This window comes from Mesorhizobium sp. M5C.F.Cr.IN.023.01.1.1 (assembly GCF_003997585.1).
In the GTDB taxonomy this organism is placed as follows: domain Bacteria; phylum Pseudomonadota; class Alphaproteobacteria; order Rhizobiales; family Rhizobiaceae; genus Mesorhizobium; species Mesorhizobium wenxiniae.
On sequence record NZ_RZSU01000051.1, the window covers coordinates 1 to 17,050 of the forward strand.

Annotated in this window: 20 protein-coding genes; 9 read left to right on the top strand and 11 right to left on the bottom strand. The window is 57.4% G+C overall.

All coding sequences use genetic code 11. The features are described from left to right. Positions 1-122: 122 nt before the first annotated feature. From EOA78_RS20180 to EOA78_RS20200, 5 genes are read right to left on the bottom strand one after another with little or no spacing between them, the layout of a single operon-like run. Entirely contained in the window at positions 123-410 is a 288-nt protein-coding gene (locus EOA78_RS20180; RefSeq protein WP_127316658.1) for an addiction module antidote protein, read from the bottom strand. Next, positions 407-712, bottom strand: a complete 306-nt coding sequence (locus tag EOA78_RS20185; protein WP_127316659.1) for a type II toxin-antitoxin system RelE/ParE family toxin — start codon at positions 710-712, stop codon at positions 407-409. Before EOA78_RS20185 ends, EOA78_RS20180 begins: the two co-directional genes overlap by 4 nt. Positions 713-753: 41 nt before the next feature. Next, positions 754-1,002, bottom strand: coding sequence for a hypothetical protein (locus EOA78_RS20190; protein WP_127316660.1), 249 nt, complete (start codon positions 1,000-1,002; stop codon positions 754-756). After that, on the bottom strand, positions 999-1,997 hold the full coding sequence (locus tag EOA78_RS20195; RefSeq protein ID WP_245477600.1) for a hypothetical protein: 999 nt from the start codon (positions 1,995-1,997) through the stop codon (positions 999-1,001). Before EOA78_RS20195 ends, EOA78_RS20190 begins: the two co-directional genes overlap by 4 nt. After that, positions 1,997-2,446: a protein psiB gene (locus EOA78_RS20200; protein WP_127316662.1), complete on the bottom strand. Its 450-nt coding sequence runs from the start codon at positions 2,444-2,446 to the stop codon at positions 1,997-1,999. Before EOA78_RS20200 ends, EOA78_RS20195 begins: the two co-directional genes overlap by 1 nt. A gap of 704 nt (positions 2,447-3,150) precedes the next feature. Here EOA78_RS20200 and EOA78_RS36470 point away from each other — a divergent pair. The 4 genes from EOA78_RS36470 (at position 3,151) to EOA78_RS20220 (ending at position 4,854) form a co-directional block, all read left to right on the top strand. Next, positions 3,151-3,405 carry a helix-turn-helix transcriptional regulator gene (locus tag EOA78_RS36470; RefSeq protein WP_206533467.1) on the top strand — a complete coding sequence of 85 codons (255 nt, stop codon included), beginning with the start codon at positions 3,151-3,153 and terminating at the stop codon, positions 3,403-3,405. 29 nt (positions 3,406-3,434) lie between these two features. Further along, positions 3,435-3,692 carry a hypothetical protein gene (locus EOA78_RS36475; RefSeq protein ID WP_206533468.1) on the top strand — a complete coding sequence of 86 codons (258 nt, stop codon included), beginning with the start codon at positions 3,435-3,437 and terminating at the stop codon, positions 3,690-3,692. A gap of 5 nt (positions 3,693-3,697) precedes the next feature. Then, positions 3,698-3,997 (top strand): hypothetical protein, encoded by a 300-nt coding sequence (locus tag EOA78_RS20215; RefSeq protein ID WP_127316696.1) that lies wholly within the window; start codon positions 3,698-3,700, stop codon positions 3,995-3,997. A gap of 209 nt (positions 3,998-4,206) precedes the next feature. Then, complete coding sequence (locus EOA78_RS20220) at positions 4,207-4,854, top strand: hypothetical protein (RefSeq protein WP_245477602.1); 648 nt, start codon at positions 4,207-4,209, stop codon at positions 4,852-4,854. A 678-nt stretch (positions 4,855-5,532) separates the two neighbouring features. On the opposite strand, the gene EOA78_RS20230 is transcribed toward EOA78_RS20220, so the two are convergent. Both EOA78_RS20230 and EOA78_RS20235 read right to left on the bottom strand, forming a co-directional pair. Further along, entirely contained in the window at positions 5,533-7,848 is a 2,316-nt protein-coding gene (locus EOA78_RS20230; RefSeq protein ID WP_127316665.1) for a DEAD/DEAH box helicase family protein, read from the bottom strand. Next, the gene (locus tag EOA78_RS20235; protein ID WP_206533469.1) at positions 7,848-9,878 is read right to left on the bottom strand and encodes a site-specific DNA-methyltransferase; all 2,031 of its coding nucleotides are present in this window, start codon (positions 9,876-9,878) and stop codon (positions 7,848-7,850) included. The genes EOA78_RS20230 and EOA78_RS20235 overlap by 1 nt, the downstream gene beginning before the upstream one ends. A 231-nt stretch (positions 9,879-10,109) precedes the next feature. Between EOA78_RS20235 and EOA78_RS36060 the strand changes: the two genes are divergently transcribed. Beyond that, the gene (locus EOA78_RS36060) at positions 10,110-10,352 is read left to right on the top strand and encodes a hypothetical protein (protein WP_164783838.1); all 243 of its coding nucleotides are present in this window, start codon (positions 10,110-10,112) and stop codon (positions 10,350-10,352) included. 223 nt (positions 10,353-10,575) lie between these two features. On the opposite strand, the gene EOA78_RS20245 is transcribed toward EOA78_RS36060, so the two are convergent. Together EOA78_RS20245 and EOA78_RS20250 are read right to left on the bottom strand one after the other, a co-directional pair. Next, the gene (locus EOA78_RS20245) at positions 10,576-11,583 is read right to left on the bottom strand and encodes a dienelactone hydrolase-related enzyme (RefSeq protein ID WP_127316666.1); all 1,008 of its coding nucleotides are present in this window, start codon (positions 11,581-11,583) and stop codon (positions 10,576-10,578) included. Further along, the gene (locus EOA78_RS20250) at positions 11,573-13,186 is read right to left on the bottom strand and encodes a hypothetical protein (protein WP_127316667.1); all 1,614 of its coding nucleotides are present in this window, start codon (positions 13,184-13,186) and stop codon (positions 11,573-11,575) included. Before EOA78_RS20250 ends, EOA78_RS20245 begins: the two co-directional genes overlap by 11 nt. A gap of 123 nt (positions 13,187-13,309) precedes the next feature. Here EOA78_RS20250 and EOA78_RS20255 point away from each other — a divergent pair, with 123 nt between their 5' ends. Beyond that, positions 13,310-13,687 carry a hypothetical protein gene (locus tag EOA78_RS20255; RefSeq protein ID WP_127316668.1) on the top strand — a complete coding sequence of 126 codons (378 nt, stop codon included), beginning with the start codon at positions 13,310-13,312 and terminating at the stop codon, positions 13,685-13,687. Positions 13,688-13,779: 92 nt separating this feature from the next. Here the strand turns inward: EOA78_RS20255 and EOA78_RS20260 are convergent, their stop codons facing one another. Beyond that, positions 13,780-14,370 carry a LysE family translocator gene (locus EOA78_RS20260; RefSeq protein ID WP_127316669.1) on the bottom strand — a complete coding sequence of 197 codons (591 nt, stop codon included), beginning with the start codon at positions 14,368-14,370 and terminating at the stop codon, positions 13,780-13,782. Positions 14,371-14,710: 340 nt separating this feature from the next. On the opposite strand from EOA78_RS20260, the gene EOA78_RS20265 reads away from it, so the two are divergent. Beyond that, positions 14,711-14,887 (top strand): DUF3606 domain-containing protein, encoded by a 177-nt coding sequence (locus EOA78_RS20265; RefSeq protein ID WP_245477605.1) that lies wholly within the window; start codon positions 14,711-14,713, stop codon positions 14,885-14,887. 12 nt (positions 14,888-14,899) lie between these two features. Next, complete coding sequence (locus EOA78_RS20270; RefSeq protein WP_127316670.1) at positions 14,900-15,625, top strand: DNA primase small subunit domain-containing protein; 726 nt, start codon at positions 14,900-14,902, stop codon at positions 15,623-15,625. A 58-nt stretch (positions 15,626-15,683) separates the two neighbouring features. Here the strand turns inward: EOA78_RS20270 and EOA78_RS20275 are convergent, their stop codons facing one another. Continuing rightward, complete coding sequence (locus EOA78_RS20275; protein ID WP_127316671.1) at positions 15,684-16,028, bottom strand: hypothetical protein; 345 nt, start codon at positions 16,026-16,028, stop codon at positions 15,684-15,686. Here EOA78_RS20275 and ligD point away from each other — a divergent pair. Next, positions 16,000-17,010 (top strand): non-homologous end-joining DNA ligase, encoded by a 1,011-nt coding sequence (gene ligD, locus EOA78_RS20280; protein WP_127316672.1) that lies wholly within the window; start codon positions 16,000-16,002, stop codon positions 17,008-17,010. The genes EOA78_RS20275 and ligD overlap by 29 nt on opposite strands. Positions 17,011-17,050 lie beyond the last annotated feature (40 nt).

The following is a 17,050-nucleotide window of genomic DNA, read 5'->3' on the forward strand; positions in this document are numbered from 1 at the left end:
GGATAGGTGCGCCCCTCGCTCCCCTCCTGGCTCGCTCGATGCGGGCCAGGAGGGGCTGCGGCCCTGGCTGCTATCTGTATTTAGAAATCATCTCGTCCCGCATCATCGGGATCGCTCATAGATCACGCTGCTTTCGGGGCTACAGTTAGCCGAACGCCGAGAGCAGACAGTACCCTTTGGACCGTATCATATCGAAGTTTCGAGCCGGATTTCAGCGCTTTGTAGAGACTTTCCCGGCCAAGGCCTGAATCCTTGGCGATTTCGGTCATGCCTCTCGCTTTTGCGACATGACCAAGCGCTGCGATAAATACGTCCGGATTTCCATCCTCTAAAGATGCAGCAAGGAATTCTGCAATCATTTCATCATTGTCGAGGTAATCGGAGACGTCGAATTCCGTGAAATTGGTCATGGCCGATCCTTTCTAAGCTTTGTGACCATTTCGAGTGCTGACTTGATGTCGCGCTTTTGCGAGCCCTTGTCGCCGCCGATCAGCAAGAGATACAACACATCGCCTTGGCGCGTGTAGTAGAGCCGGTATCCCGGCCCGTAATGAATTCTCATCTCTGACACGCCGCTTCCGACAGGCTCGCAATCGCCGAAATTGCCCTTTTCGGCAGAGACGATGCGGGCCAGAATCCTGGCCTTCGCCCTCATATCCTTGAGGGCGTTGAACCAAGCGTCGAATTCATCGGACTTCACAAATCGATACATGCTTACCTGTATCCATTTAGATACGTTTTGTCAATGCCGGTCTATTTGTAGAGCGGCATTGTCCATTTATTGCTGAGTGCGGCGCGGTTGGTCTGGAACGTGTAGCCGTCCCAATCCTTCCACGCCTCCCAGCCTTGCGCGGTGGCGCGTCCGTACCAGACACGCACCTTCACCGCGTTTTCGGCCAGCGTCTCGACAATCGAGACGGTAAAGCTCCCGCCAAGCTGAGACGGCGTGTCGTATGCGGTGACATGGCGGCGGACAGGACGCCCGGAAGGGGCCGCCCTCATGCGGCACCTTCGGCGCTGATCGCCTTCATCACCCGATCGGCGGCCCATCTACCCGCCTCGTTCAAGTGCCGCTGCCACACGCCTTGCGACGGCGACCAGCGGAAGCCATTGGCCTTGAGCGCCCGCCGCGTCGCCTCGTCGGGCTTGCCGGGAAAGATCATCTGAATGCGCGCTGTGTTCGCATTTTCCTTGATCTCGACGGCTCCGGCCTGTGTCTCGACCTCTTGGCTTTGCGATCCGCGCTCATGCATCCGAGCCAGAGATTTCAGCCGCTCCTGTAGGCGGCGGATTTCTGCACGGTTGCCCGCCGTGTCGAATCCGCGTTTCCATTGCCAGTCGGCCAGCACGACGCCGCGTGCCGCCACTTCTGCCGAAAGGCCGGTCCGGGCGACGATCGCCTCAATCATGGCTGCGTCGTCGGCGCCGTCTTTTTCCATGCGCCGGATAATGGAGTTCGCGGCCTTCATCTTGTCGATCGACAAGGCCAGGTCCTCGATCTTCGCCATGATCCGTTGCAACGCAGATGGATCGCCCGAGCGGATCGGCTCGTCATCTGCGCCGTGGGGGAAGGCTTTCCGCTTCACCGCTTTCCGGGCCGCTGCTGAATGCGCGGCAAGATCGGCGCGGCGGGCATCGGAAATCTTTATGCGCTTTTCGTTGCGAGCAACGGGAAAGCGGGCCGGTCCAGTGATAAACCAGTTCATGCAGCGGCCTTCCGCCGTCCAATAGCGCCGCGTCAACTCGACGTGGCGGCGGGTGAAAGCCTCGATCTCTGGTTCGGGGTTCAATGTGCTCGCCTTCTCCCACAGCTCCACAACATAGCCCGCAAACTCGTTTAGCCGGTGGGCCAGCTCGTCAAGTTCGGCGTTCGCGCGCCGGTCTGGAAAGTGGGTCAGTGCGTCGAATTGGTGTTCGATGTCCTTCGCCGCAATGTTTGCGGCGAAGGTTCCTGTCACGATGGCGAGGCTTCGATTTTCCACGATGGCGATTTTCATCATGCCTCTCCTTCAACAAAGGTCGGGGCACGGCGATCAATTCTGACCTGCAAGCCCATCAATGCGCCTGAAATGATCAGCCCTCCCGCCGTCATCTCGTCGTTGGTGGCAAAAACCGGGTCCAATACGGGACGGCAGCATTTGAAATGTGCCGATGCGTCTTCAAGGCTGATCAGGGGGGAAGTGTATGGTTCGCGTCCATCGCCGCCGACAAGAACGATTTTGCCGGCGAGTGGCTGCGGGTAACCTTCAAAGATGGTGAAGGCGGTCAATCCGTCGCCCAAGCCTTCCTCGTCTACGAACAGGGAATGCCGTTCATCGAAACGCACGAGCTCGATTAGGCGGCACCCGATCAGGTCATAAATCGGCTTGAAGCTGATCCCGCCTGGAAGCTCGACGGTCCGAAAGATCGTGGTTTCGGGGTCCAGTAGGTAAGCAGTCTGTTTCATGGTCTAGCCCTTTCTTTCTCCGCGAAGCGGTCTCGTGCCCGAAGGGGCAGGAGTCCCGCTCCTGCTCCCGAGCTCGCGCGGAGCAGCGGGAGAGAGGGAGGCAAGGGAAAAAACGGAGGGGGTTCGCCCGCCCGAGGCGAAGCCGAAGGGGCGACGCATGATCCGCCTAAGCGGATCCGCGTCGATCCTGCACGGAGCGCGGACTTGGTCGCGCGGAGGAAGGACGGGGAGACCGTTTTTTTCCTTGCGAGGGAGAGAGGGCAGAGCCCTCTTTCCCTCTCTGAGGCAGGCTAAGTCGGCCGCGATCGCGGCCGTCACTCGCAAATGAAAGGGGCCGTCACTGGCTAGCGCCAGGACGGCTCCCGCGGTGAGTGGCAAGAAGGGCTAGCGACTTACCATCACCAACTCGTATTGCCTGAGCCGGCGCACTATGCTGATTTCGGGCCGTTCTGTAAACGGGCGATATCCCAATTTGGTGCACTGTAAACGGCGTTCTGGCTGCGTTGCAGCCGCGCGCCCGATCGTCACCCGAATGGGCGGAGACTGGCCGTAGGCAAGGCTCCGTGCCGAAAGCATAGAGCGGCTCGCGAAGCGACGCGCCAACATTCTGCCATGCCCACGAGATTCCAAGGTGCATCCAGTCAACCAATTCGGTTACATTGATTTGAACGAACACCGAAGATCAACGGCACTTGGCAGGAGCAATGGCAGGACCGTCTTTCGAAGAATGGATTTCTCACCTCGGTTTACAGCAGATCGACGATCCGCAAATTGACAAGCCGGTCCATCGGAAAACCAGCTTTGGCGAACTGGAGCTAAGCGCCGAAATCGAAAAAAAGATCACCACCAGCCTTCGCGACGCTCGCGACCGCCGGAAAATCCCGCGATCGAAGCTGGCGCCGATGCTCGGGCTCAGCGACCAGGTTTACAATCGCTACGAAAACGTGGTTCGCGGCTGACTGTCGGCCGGCTCCTTCACATCTGCGAGGTGCTGAGCATTTCACCGGAGGAGATCCTGTTTACGGTCGCGCCACATCTTTGGGGTGAGGACCAGGTCGAAGCGGAAACTCGTATGGCGATCGTTGAAAAGCTGGCGAATTTCGACGGGCTCACGCTTCAAGCCATTCTGAGGTTTCTTCACCACCTGAAGACGAAGGAGACTGACGAAGGCGGCAACGGCTATGACGGCGCGGCGCCAGCCGCGCCCTTATTCACTTCAGTTGTTCATGGTGCAAAACGGGAGTGACATTCATGGCGGCAAGTAACAAGCGGCTCATGAAAGCGAGCGAAGTTCCGGCGTTTGTTGATGCGATCATCAAGGCAGGCTGCGATATCTGCGCCATCGGCCATCACAGATATGTACTCGGGGACGTCGACCTGTCGCCGGCAGAACAGGAAGTTGTCATGCCGAAGATAAAGAAGATCGAGGAGACTTACGGCGATCGCGATTTCCTCATGCTGGAATTCATTGGCTATCTACGATCAATCGGCCGATATCTGGATATCGGTTCGTCAGCGACGCACTGGTCACAAAACAGAACGAACAGGTGAAGATCTTCTTCATTTGAGATGCTTTATCAGCACCACCATATCCGCGAACCCGGCTTTGACCGGCTTGACAAACGTTGGGACCCGTCGCCGTCCGAGCCGGCCTGAACCCAATTCTGTTCCGTTATGACGTGAGCCTGCTGGGTCTTCCAAGCGCCGATTTGGCCGGGTAGGGTTTGCAAAGGGGGCGAACAACTGGATTGACGAACGGAATGATACTGGAAAAACTGCGCGCCTGTTGGGGGTTTAGCCCGACCGTCCATAGGAATGTCGCCCTGATCGAAGGCTTTCTGAAGGGCAAAAGTTTCGCCGACCTGGCGCAGGAACATGGCCTCTCGAAAACGAGGGTGCGCCAAATCATCGAGAAGGCTGATCGGCTCGTTGGTGGCGGCATCCTGACCACGGCTGAACCGTCCAAGGCCTCGCCTCGATCCGATTTCATGGTCGCCTATCCGTATGTGTGGAACCTGTCCGAGATGCACCGGCTCGGTAGCGTCACACCGCATCATTTCTTTGCGGAGTTGGAACGCGCCGGATCGCTGGAGCGGCTGGTTGACAAGATGAAGCGGTTGCCGAGGTATGCACCAACAACAACACGTGAGCTGGCGCGCCTCGTGTGGCAAAGGGAGAGGGGCGAGAGCCCATGGCCTGCAATGAAGCGATCAAGAGTTGCGATCGTGGAACCAAGCTGCCCGGCCGACCATCCGGATCGCGGCCTTCAATGCCAGGTCGCCTTGGAACCGGCCTTCCAGGAATTGGCTGAGCGCGCAGCGGAATCCGGCTGGACCGAGAACGAAATAGCGTACGCGCTCCTCGAGCTCGCCGGCGCGCGCCTCACTGAATGCCAGCGACACTTTTGAACGACGGATGCGCCCGGCCGGCGACGTCGGTTCCGCCCATGGCAGATGACCGCCAGCCTTCACCGGGCGGAGCTCAAAGAAATTCGTCGACCGATCAATCTTCGCGAATTCCCTTGAACGATGGATGCCGGAGTTGGTGGTCCTCGGTCCAACCACGGTATTCTATATCGACAATGATCTCAGGCTGGACCCAAACCGCTCCGTTCAATTTGAGACCGGAGATCGGCGTCTTTTCCGCCTGAATGGCTTGGACCCGGCGCATCATCTCTGCGCCAGTCCGCATGTTGAAGCCGGTGCCGACACCGCCGGGGTATTCTCGACGTTTGCCAGAAGCAAGCTCCCCAAACCACCGTAGCTGTTTCCTGGCTCATAGCCGATGACGATGAACTCGTCGCGCTGGACGCACTTGGTCTTCACCCATTCACCACGCCGGCCAGATCGATATGAGCTGTCACGCAGCTTTGAAACAATACCCTCCAGGCCGAACCTGCATACATGCGTGAAGACCCTCTCAGCATCGCCGCCAATTTCGTCACTAAAGACGATTCCCTCTGGCGTGGAATCTCCGACCCAGGTCGCGGAGCGGCGGAGCGCGGCTTTTCCTTTCCATCAGCGGTCGATCGCGGAGATCTTCACCGTTGAGCACGGCGCAGAAGCTCCGCGAATCACCAAGCCTCGTTAGACCTGCAGACATGCCTTCGCAGCCGCATTTACATCAATACATGCATTCGGGTGAAGTTTACCCTGTTTCAGGTTCCAGACGGTGAAACCCGACTTCCCTTTTGACTTGCTGGGAAGACCATTAATCACGCTCCAATGCCCTTCTGTCACAAGGCGCACCGAAAGTTGCGCACCGGGTGAAACCCGCTCGATGTGAAAGAGCTTTCGCCCGGCATCCTCGACTATGAGGTGATCGCCTTTAGTATCGATCGCCACCACGTGCTTCGCATCAGCCCAGACAAGAAAGTCGGGATTAAAGGTGCGGGTGCTGCCGCGATCTAGAAGCGGTATTTCGTAGCCGCCCTGGGAAGGGTTGCGGCACCAGGTTTTTTTGGTCTTGTCGAGCGCGAGAGCAAAGGTCTTCTCGAGTTCATTGAGGCCGCTATAGCCCTCATGAAGGGCGTACTTGAACTTGACCAGCTTGGCCTCGTCCACAAAGACGCCGTCGACAACATAGGGATCATCGAGCGCATTCTGAACGATAACGGAATGCTCGATATAAGCATCGCCAACCTTATCGGCCTGCTCGCGAATGAGCGCCGCGGCGGGGCTGTTGTACTCGACAAGCACATCAAACTTCGGGTGCTCTATGTCGCAAAGATGGGCGGCCTTACGATGACGCTTCTGCAGCTCTCGCAGGAAGACCCACCGTGCCGTCACCTTGTTGCTGTGCATGAAATCGACCCACTCTTCCTTGGCCGCCGAATCCTTGCCGATGGTCTGCAGGACCTGAATGCGCCCGCCGGTGCCGACCGTGTCTTCGGTATTGTTTTGGTAGTTCGGGATCAGTTTCACGATGTCTTCGATAGGCTGCTTTGCATCCGAGCAGTCTATTGAGGCCGTCGTCACTTCGCGGTGCTTTAGTACGGGCCTCGTCGGCCGACCGCCTCCGCGTGTGCTCTTGGTAACGGTAAGAGTGATCTCCGGTGCATCGCCGGTGATCTTCTGCCGCACGTCGCTAATGATGCTTTCAAAGACGCCCTTTTCGTCCGTGCGGATGTAGAAATGGGCCGTGTTCAGCACGGGCGCAGGATAATGCTGCGCCCCTGGCTGGCGAAGTACGCGGCCAATGATCTGCGTCACCTGATCGGCCGACCCCATGTCCTTGTCGATATAGCCAAAGCAGCAAGATGGATCGTCCCACCCCTCCTGCAGCCCGAGATTGAAGATGATGTGCCGGAAGCCCCCGGCCATGAATTCATCGTAGTCGTTGTCACCGCCCGAGAAGAGGTTGAACTCGGGTGGAGGCGGAAACTTCGAATCGAACTTCAAATCGCAATAGAGGGCGATCCCAGCGGGATCGATGCCCGCAGTTTCAACTAGATGCCTCCAGATCAGGATCGGCCGCGCCTGCCTCGCCATAAACGGCCGGGCCGCGTCCTCCTTTGTTGAGGTGCCGTCGGCGACATTGGTGTTGGCTACGTAAATCGCCTTCGGCGAGAAATCGAGCCCCAGGCGAGACGCAGCGGCCTCCGCCCTCGCAAAATCTGCAAGGAGCTCGTTGATGGCGATCTCCATCGGCGTAAGATACCCGCACAGCATGATCTGCTTTTTGACCAGGCCTGACTTCATGATTTCGGAGCTCTTAACGGACGTGATGAAGTCCCTCTCGCTCCATCTCTTGTCGGCCTTCAGGCGGTCGACGATCTTCTCAAGCGCTGGCGGGATGCGCAGCGTCGCGCTTGCAGCGATCAGTGCGTCGGGATGCAGGTCTAGTAGGAGCTCCGTCTGCTGGTTCGAGAGGTTGTGCCCTTCGTCATAGACAACCAAAAAAGGACGCCTGACGCCTCGCGTGTCTTTGCGCGCGCGAAGCATGTCCCACAGCGACTGATCTGCCACATCGAGGCCGACCTGAAAAATCTTCCGGTCGCCCTGCTCCTTGTCCTTCTGATTGAACTTACCCACGGTCGCGACCAGCATCAGGCCGCGCGTTCCGTCCTCGACATCTGCCGGCTTGCAATCGAGCAGAGGCTTCACGTCGAAGCCGCCAACAAGGTCAGCATACTTCCCGTTCGCTAGGTTGTTGAGCGTTTGCCAGACGACTACACGCCCCTTTGAAAGCCAGAGCACGATAGGCTCGACCGGAAGCTGGCTTCGGATTTGCTCCACGGCGTCGGCAAGGATCAGCGTCTTGCCGCTGCCGGTGATGGATGAGAGGTTCTGGTAGAAGGGCACGATCCGACTGCGCGTGATCGCGAGCGGGTCTTCCATGTACTCATGAAACCGATCGCCGATCTGCGTGGAAGCCGCTATCTGAAAGGTTAGCAGATCCATCAATTTTCCCCCTCGTCATTGAAGGGGTCGCTGTTCTCGTTGAGACCGAGATGCGCAAGGATCTTGTCAGGGATCTTGTAGAAGCGCACGTTCTTCGACTGATAAAGCTCATACCGCGCGTAGACGTGGTAGGGCTGCTTCAGCTCGGCTTTTTTTGCATCCTGTAAAACGACGTTGTAGCTGTCCTTGTCGAGCTGCCCGACCGGCCCTGCCCCATTGTTCCAGATGATGAAATAGGGCTCATCACGCTCGTTTTTTCCGACAAGATATGTAAACCGCGGGTCGTCGATACGCATCAAGTTCGGCGCGTTGCGGCTTCCAGTCTGCCAGTGGGACGTAATGACGACATCGATAAGCTCGTCCTTCTTCATCGTGAGGACCGTCTTCGCATCGATCTGGGTCGTCAGTGCTCTGAACTCGAAGCCCCCGCCGAGAGGCTCCGCCGTCTTCGTGAGATTCCCATTCTGATCAGGTCGCTTCCCGGTGATCGCGTTGTGCAGGCGCTGCCAGGTCAATGTGCGGGCATACTTGTCCCCGTTATCAGGCCGGCCCTGCTCAATAAGGATGAATCGTCTGTTCGCTCCAGATAGTCTGTTCAGCTCCAGCACGGCGTGTCCGGTGGTGCCGGATCCGGCATAGGGGTCCATAACGTGCCCGCCTGGCGGGCACCAAAGCTGAATGATCTTCATCATCAGCTTCATGGGCTTTACAGTATCGAAACGATGCCCTTTGCCGACGATAGCGTTCAGCTCTGTGACGCCGGCTTGACTATGACCGGATTCCTCATGATCCCATGATTGGGTGCCGAGCTCTATGGGAGTTTCGTAGTCCTCATCTGCCCAATAGGTGAGAGGCACCTTCCCCTTCTTGACATCGCTCAAGTAGCGCTTAACTCGAGGACGGCCATGTCCATTTTTGAGAAAGTGCAGGAATGGCCAAACTTCGTTATCGCGGACCCTCTCGGCCTTTATTCGGGCTTTCCGGATGACGGGGTGCTCCAGGACGTCCAGTCCTTCGACAACCGGATCGCTATCCAGGTTTTGTCCCTGGTTCATTTTGACGGCGGGGGAACCCTTAATCATTAGGGCCTTGATGCGGCTGTCGCCAACGTCATTCTCGACGTACTCCGACCCCCACTGCTCAAGATATTTCTTGAGGTCAGCACGAGGAATTCGCCAGGAGTTCGCACCCGGATAGTGCAATGCCCCCGTAAAGGGCGATTGAATTGCATACCGGTCCCTTTCGCGGGCTTCCCGTCGCACCGGATTGTCGCTCGTCCATGGCTCCACGTCCCCGTCGAGCTTCTTATAGCGAGCGTTCATCGCTTCGGTGCGCAAAGTCAGCGCCGTCTTTGCCAACTCCTTGTCATTGGCATAGACCAGCACATACTCCGTTGCCGTGGAGACGTGGGTGCTGTCATTCTTGGGAGCGTACGACTTCTGCCAGTTGATAATGGCGATACGATTGTTCTCGCCGAACACCTCGTCCATCATGAGCCCGAGGTGAAATAGCTCGTTATCGTCGATACATATCGCGACAACCCCGTTGGGCTTCAGCATCGCCTTCATGATCTGAAGACGGGGCAACATGGCCTTCATCCATTTCGTGTGCCGCGAGCCATCCTCGAGCGTAACTAGCGTGCCGAGATCCGGGTCGTTGGGGTCTTCATCCCAACGATCATTGTATCGGAAATACTGGCCGGTGTTGTAAGGTGGGTCCGCGACAATGAGGTCTATCTGTCCTCGGTACTTGTAGAGAGTCACCATCGCCTGCAGGTTTTCACCCTCGATCAGGAGATTCTGGCTCTGCTCTTCGGGCGTGCCGACGTGAAGATCGGAGATGCGACGCGTAATGCGCGGGCGCACCTTCCGGGCGATTTCCATCGCGGTTCTCTTGCCGTGGAAGCTAAGAGAGACTCCCCCATTCACCATTCTCTTAATGGTAGCGATCAGGTCGTCGCGATCCAGCAGCTCTAGACCGTCTAGGTCCAAACTGGCTTGGCTAGAAAGCTTAAGCGCCGGCTGCTCCAAAAATGTCCCCCACTCGTCGATAACAGCACATGCTATAACCAACCCACGGCCCCGCCACTCCTGCGGGCCGGCTTGTTTGCCTGATGGCGCTGTTTGGCAGCTTTTTGAACGACCCGCAAGGATTGCCAATGAGGCAGACCTGGGCCTTTAGCTATTCGCGCCACTTGTACGGGAATGGACGCAAATTTTCACGATCTGGCAGGTCACTACCGGTAATAACTCCACCGGCCCATGTTGATTTCAAAAGACGGCTTCAATGAGGGCCGCGAATTTCCGATGGGTGAAACGATCGGAGTTTCTGATATAAAAAGTGCGCTTCAGTCGGCCGGCAGGCGGACACGGCGACGCACGAGCGGATTATTGCCCTGCGGCTCGGCGGAAACAGCATCGCTCGAACCGCAAAACTCGCTGGATGCAGCCAAAGCCAAGTCAAGCGCGGTTGGCGCAGCATGCGAAAGGGATCACTATGACTGATCGCAATTCTGTGATTGTCGGATGGGATTCCCATTCCTGAAGCTTGTCAAAGGCTCTCACTGACGACAGTTGGGCGTACACTCGTCCGCATCACGCATAGGGGGCGACCCCAGATTCATTACTTTCGTGTCGTGACGACTACCAGAGAATTGCTGGTGCACTGACCGGCCAACGCCAAATTCATGCTCGCCGGGCCGACTGGTCAGCAGACGACGGAAACCGCTCAACGGGCGCGCCTTAGTAACCGCTTCAAGCTCAAACCGGCCAACAAAATGTAAGGCGGCATGGCCAGCGAATAGTGACCACAGTTTAATTCCAAAATATTTGGCCTAGCCCCGGCGTCCTTCAGCCTCTGCATGAATCTCTCCGATAGCTCTGGCAACACCACTTTGTCTCTCCTAGCCAACACAACGAGGAGATCGAGATCAGGCCGTGCCAAACTATGCGCGTAATTCTCCAAGTTAAGTGGACCCCAGGCCCTTCTCAGATCGGTCAGCTCAATCTCAGGTTCAAGGCTATCGCGTATCGATCGTGTCGCGCGGCCCGTCCAAACCATATCCGCTAGACTCCCCGCCGTCAGAAACAACGAGGCTTTTGACACAGCCAAGTCGTGTGCCGCGACTGTGGCCGCAACCCAGGAACCTAAGCTCATTCCAAGAACCGAAATCTCTCGATAGCCTTCGCTTTTCAACCAACGTATGAGTTTTCGCCCATCCAACACTGCCTGCCTTACAGATTGGATCGTTCGACCGAGATTAGGGCTAAGCATATAGTCGGCGTGCACGGAGCCGGGACGGCTGCGTTCGAAGTGATAAGGCATAGCAATCTCGACAACCGTGATGCCACGCTGCGAGACAAAGTTGGCAATCTGACGATTCCGGGCGCTTGCATTCCAATGGTGAAAAATCACCATCGCCTGATCGAACGACCCGCTTTCTGTGATTTTCGCCGAGACGACATTGTTCTGTTCGATATCAGTAGAAATGTCCGAGGGAAATTTGAGCCACCCATCTAGCCTTTCAAAACCCTGATCACTCACACTCGGCTTATCGAAAAAGGCTGGATCAGCCACGGCTTGGTCCGCAAGGGCACAGAATTCCTCGATACTTGTTATCTTCTTCGCACCTGGAAAGGCGCGTTCCGCGTCAAGGACGAAATCCGTTGGTTTCTTCCCTTCCTCACCGCGTCGCGCCCGCCGCTCATCCCAACGATCAAGCCAACTATGATACACTCTGATTGGTTCCTAACTTACTCGCTCGCCATCGCCCCAACCCTGGATCAAACAGGCCGTATATTGCGAGCAGCGCTCCAACGCCCAGAAGGATCGAAAAGCCAGTAAATGCATCGATCAGCAAGTAGCCAGCCACGAGCGACGCTACGATAGCTGACATCCTCCATAAAGGCATACAAAACCGACGTTCGACACCTAAACGGATGGAGCCGTACAGAAATACAACACAGGTCGAAATAGCGATAAGAAGGCTACTGTAATGGGTCGGCCTACGATAGCTGATCCCGGCGCTTACATCATTGCGCCCATGGAAGGCGGAAGACATATCGCCGACCAACCAGGTCACAATATTCTCTCCACGCGATGTCAGGTAAGCACTCTGGACCTTCATGACTATGGCGATCAGAACCCCCAAAACAGTACACCGAAAAATCCCACGCATAACCCTGCGGCTGGCTTCATTGAGCTCGTCTTGATAATCCATCTCCGGCCGATTACTCCCTGCTTCTCCAATCCTCCAAAGATCATGGATCACCGTATAAAGCAAAATGAGACCTACGAAGAACAGATAAAAACAGATGCACATGTATAGGTAAGCGAGCCCCGTGAATACGACCGCTTCTGGCACCGATATGACCTCAGGGCGCACAATCGCTAACGAGCCCCAATCCGTCGCATAGTTGCCACCACCTTTCATCAACGGGATCAATGACACGCCGATCCACTGAAAAAGACCGGCGAACAGCACACAAATCAAAAAAACCGCCCAATATGAATAGGAAGAAGCTTCTACGCTGCGCGCCCAGGCATCGTCGCTTTCCATCTTGTCGCCCTGCGCTACAAGCTTTGGGCGGCCTTCATCTTTCCAAAAGGTCACTAGCTCGGTCACGAAGGCAAAAAACAGTGGCAAAAATACCATGAAGACGAATGTCCAATTCGCTGTCCAAAGAAACCCAACCTGCTTGACGACGCCATCCGCCCGGCCATATGTCACGCTGTGAATCCCCGTAATATACGACAAAAACCCAAGAGCGGTGACACCCGCAAACACCGACGCCGGTAAATTCAGGGGAGATCCGTGGCTAAAAAACGCCTCCGATTTCCTCGCCAAACTAAAACGCCGCCTCGGCCCCTTGGCGTCAGTATCCCGTTTTAGCTCTGCCGGAGACGCTGTGCCGTCATCGAAGGTGGCAGCCAGTGCTGTATCTGGAATCTCCGGTGCAACGGTGCTTCCGGCTCTCTTCCATTCTCGTCTCTTGGCCGATAACCGCGATTGCGCCGCACTAAGCTCCATCTGCCATTCGCTGGTTGCCACCGGATCATCGCACCCAAAAACCCTCGCCAGCCAACGAATGTTGGCAGTGCTAATTCCCTTCTCGTTCTCTTGAAACCAAAGCTGCACCGTTCGCAGATCGACCCCAATCCGGTTGGAGTCGATCTGTGAAATCGCCTCTGCGAGAAGCTCGGGCGTCCATGGGCCTGCAGGAAACCCATCCTTGCCCAATGGCCGACCAGCGCCCGCCGCGGCCAACCGCTTGAATAATTCTTTGAAATCACTTTCGTCTCCCGGCGGAGGGAGAAATATTTTTCCATTCTTCATCAATGGCTTACAGGCGCTGCTTTCGTTTCGTTTCGCTGGCCTTCGTATCCTATCGTGCTCTCGTCCTTGATCAACGTTTTTATCAACCCGCTTTTGGCCGGGGTGGCAGGGGCGGAGTGTGCCCGCATGAGGAAGGAAACCATGCTGAGCCTAGGAAAATCTTCAAATGACCTATCCGGAGACAACCATTTCACTCAGCAGAATCGCACGGCGATTAATGCTGAGGCGCGGCTCGGCACCCTGGCCGACATAACCGAACGACATGTCGCAGCTCAAAGAGCGGCCAAAGCGTTGCGAGAGGCTGAGAAGGGGCCCAGGGCTGGCGACGTGATCGCGTTGGACGAGGCCGCGGCGCGGCGCGACGTGATTGCGTATCAGCCCGCCGATCACCGGGAATCCATCGGGAAGCTGGTATACATCGCGGCATATTTGATCGCGAGGCGGGAGCGTCTCGAGGAAAGCGAAATGGCGATGGTGATGGAAGCGGCGGCGCCATTCGGGTGATGCCATAGCTATGACGGCTCATTGAAGAAAGCACGCGATCGACGCGGGCTTTCGGCATCGGCCGCCCAATACCATAGTCGGGGCGGTTTGATTTACCGACCTGCCCCGCCACCAAAGGCCATTCGAAACCCAAGGCCAACGATGAAGAAGCCCGCGATCCGCTGCTGCCAAAGCGTCACGCGGGGGCGCGTCATGATCCAAGAACCGAGGCTGCCCGAAGCCACGGCATAGGTCCCTAACACCAATACGCCCGTCATTTTCTGAGTTGCCCCTAACAACAACAGTTGTAGCGTAACGGAGCTTCCGTGCGGGTCAACGAACTGAGGCAGGAACGCAACCATGAACGTCATGGGCCACGGATTGACCAGATTGGCGATCATGCCTTCGCGTGCTGCCGCAAGCGGCTTAATCGGGCTTGGGTCCTGCAGGGCAGGAGCATCTGGAACCGTGAAGATCAGGCGTAGCCCGAGCCAAACGAGATAGACCGCTCCCATCCACTGGAGCGTCGCGAATGCGAGCGGGGAGGCTCTTACGAGAGAGGAGACGCCAAGCGCGATAAGGGGGAGTTGCACCATGCCCGCGCCAGCGGTCATCCCTAGCACTGTGAACAGAGCAACTCCGCGCCCTTGTCCAATACCACGCGCCATCACCAGCATGCTGTCCGGCCCCGGTGGCATCTGCATTGCGATGACCGTTCCGACGAATGCTATCCAGAGGGCGGGATCGATGAGCTGTTTCCTCTCGTACCTGGACTTTCTTGACCGGATTTATTGCGCCCACAGCGCTAGTCAACGAGCGGCACATCGCCAACGCTGAAAATTCGCACCGGTTCGAATCCAGACGTACAGCGAAGGTCCGCCGTGGAGAAGCGCGCGGAACGTCGCGAAGTTGCGCAACCTGCGCATTCCCGGCCGTCGGTCCAGACGGCAGCATTCGACCCCACTGCCGAGATTTTAATGGATACGCTACTCCGGAACCAACGCAGCCAGCGGCCGGTTATTATGAAAACGGCAGGAGAGCTCGATGGCAGACGACAAGACGAATATCGGCGAACAGGACCGGGCTCGGCTGGCCGCTAACCAGGACTATGAGGTCCGCGATCTCGCCGATAAATTCGACATCTCCCCAGCGCAGGCAAAGCGGCTGATCGAGCGGCATGGCAATGACCGTGCATGCTGGAACGTGAGGCGCGGAAGCTAAGCCGCTGAATGGTTGAAGCAACAAGCTCGTATGCCAGCTTCAAACGTCCAGCGACTTCTTCCCGAGGCAGTTGCTCCATCCGCCGAGGTATTGAACGCGTATTGGCGCAAGATGCACCGGCGCGCCCTTGTGCATCTCGGAAGCCGTCCACTAACGCTGGTGCGCGCGGCTCGGGGCCGCGTGTTCTTCCACACGGGAGGCTTTACTGAATTGCCCGATGCGGTGCATTCGCTGCGCATCGAGAAGCGGGAGGGAGGCGAAGGAACGCGGCTTTGGGTCGATAGCCTAGACGGGCTGCTCGGCCTGGTCGATCTCGGAGTGGTCGAACTCCATCCGTGGCAGGCCAAGGTGGAGGATATTGAAACCGCCGATCTGATCGTCTTCGACCTTGATCCGGGCGAGGGGATCGAATTGCGGTTTGTCACGGAAACGGCCTTGGCCCTGCGCGATTTCCTCCAGCGTCATGGTTTTGACAGCTGGCCGAAGACTTCAGGTGGCAAGGGCCTGCATCTTATGGTTCCTCTCCAGCAGCCCACCTCGCACGATGACGCTCGAAAAGCTTCCAGGCTGATAGCGGATGCCTTTGCAGCCACAGACGAGCGCTACATTGTCAGTTCCGCACCCGCGAGACGGAAAGATCATATTTTCATCGACTATTTGCGGAACGGGCGCGGCACGACAGCCGTCGGAGCCTATTCGCCACGGGCACGGCCGGGTTTCCCGGTTCCATGCCCGTAACCTGGGCTGATGTTGAGGCCGGCGTCAAACCCGACGCTTTCACGATCGATGGTTTGCTTTAGGCTTGCAGCAAGGCGTCGTCGGAAAGCTCTCGCTGTCTCGCCTCCGCCTCGCCCTTGGAGAGACCGTCCCGATACATGAGCGCGAACACGCTTTCCGGAAAGTGCTTGATTGCCTCCCGCATCAACCATTCCTCGGCTTCGGCCAATTCGAGGACACGGGTTTTGCCAAGAAATCCGTTCATCTCGTCACCGAGCTTCACTTCCATCCCGTGCCAGAAGGTCACGATCGAGAAGTTGATTTCGCTGTCGTAGAGATCCTTGAGAGCGCTACGGCTCTGATCGGCCGGAAGTGCGGCGATCGCGCCGCCCGGAATGGAAGAGACAAGACCTGCTCCGGCCATTGCCAGCGCCATGCGTCGGGTAATTCGGTTGAGTGTCGATGTGCGTGACATATTTCAACTCCGTGCCGGAGGATCAACGTTGGCTCGCAGGGCAGGTTCCGCAGTTGCTGGACAAGGGTTCGTCGAGCCGATGATGCCGACGCTGGTGGACAAGCCGCCGGAGGGCAGCGATTGGATCCATGAGATCAAGTACGATGGCTACCGGACTCAGATCGTCATTTCGGGCAAGAAAGCCCGCGCCTACACCCGCAGAGGATTGGACTGGACCAAGAAGTACAGCCGCATCGTTGATGCCGCGCGCGATCTCGGCCGCGACTGCCATCTCGAGGGCGAGATGATCGTTCAGAATGAAAACGGTCGTCCGGATTTCAATGCCCTCCGATCAGACATCGAGGGCGGAGCCGGCAGGCGGCTGATCCTTTATGCTTTCGATCTGTTGAGCCTCGACGGCCAGGATCTCCGCCCGAGGCACTGTGAAGAACGCAGAGCCCTGCTTTCCGATCTGCTCGGGTCACCGGCCACGTCCTTCCCGATCCATTTCAGCGAAGCCCATGACGGACCAGGCTCAGAGTTTTTCGCAGCGGTCGAGAAGATCGACCTCGAGGGAATAGTCTCCAAAAAACGAAACAGCCCATACCGGAGCGGCTACACGAAGGCTTGGCTGAAGGTGAAGACCTTCACCGAGAGCGAGTTCGTCGTTTTGGGATACGACACCACGCCTCGAGGCGTCCGCAGTCTGCTGGTCGCGAGAGAGCGAGCGGGGCAGCTGAGTTATGCCGGCAGGGTCATGGTCACGTTGCGCGGCCGCAAGCGGGAGGCAATCTGGGCGCAGTTGGAGGAGCACCGAAGCGACAGGCCAGCGCTCCCGGAGCTTCACCACGGCAAAGAGGTGGAATGGTTCGCGCCTGGTGTGAACGTCCGCGTCCGGCATCTACGTGGCGAGGAAACGCTGCGCCACGCGACGCTACTCGGACTAGCTTAAGCTTAGGGCTGGGCCTTCTCCAGTCGCTCCACAGGTCCTC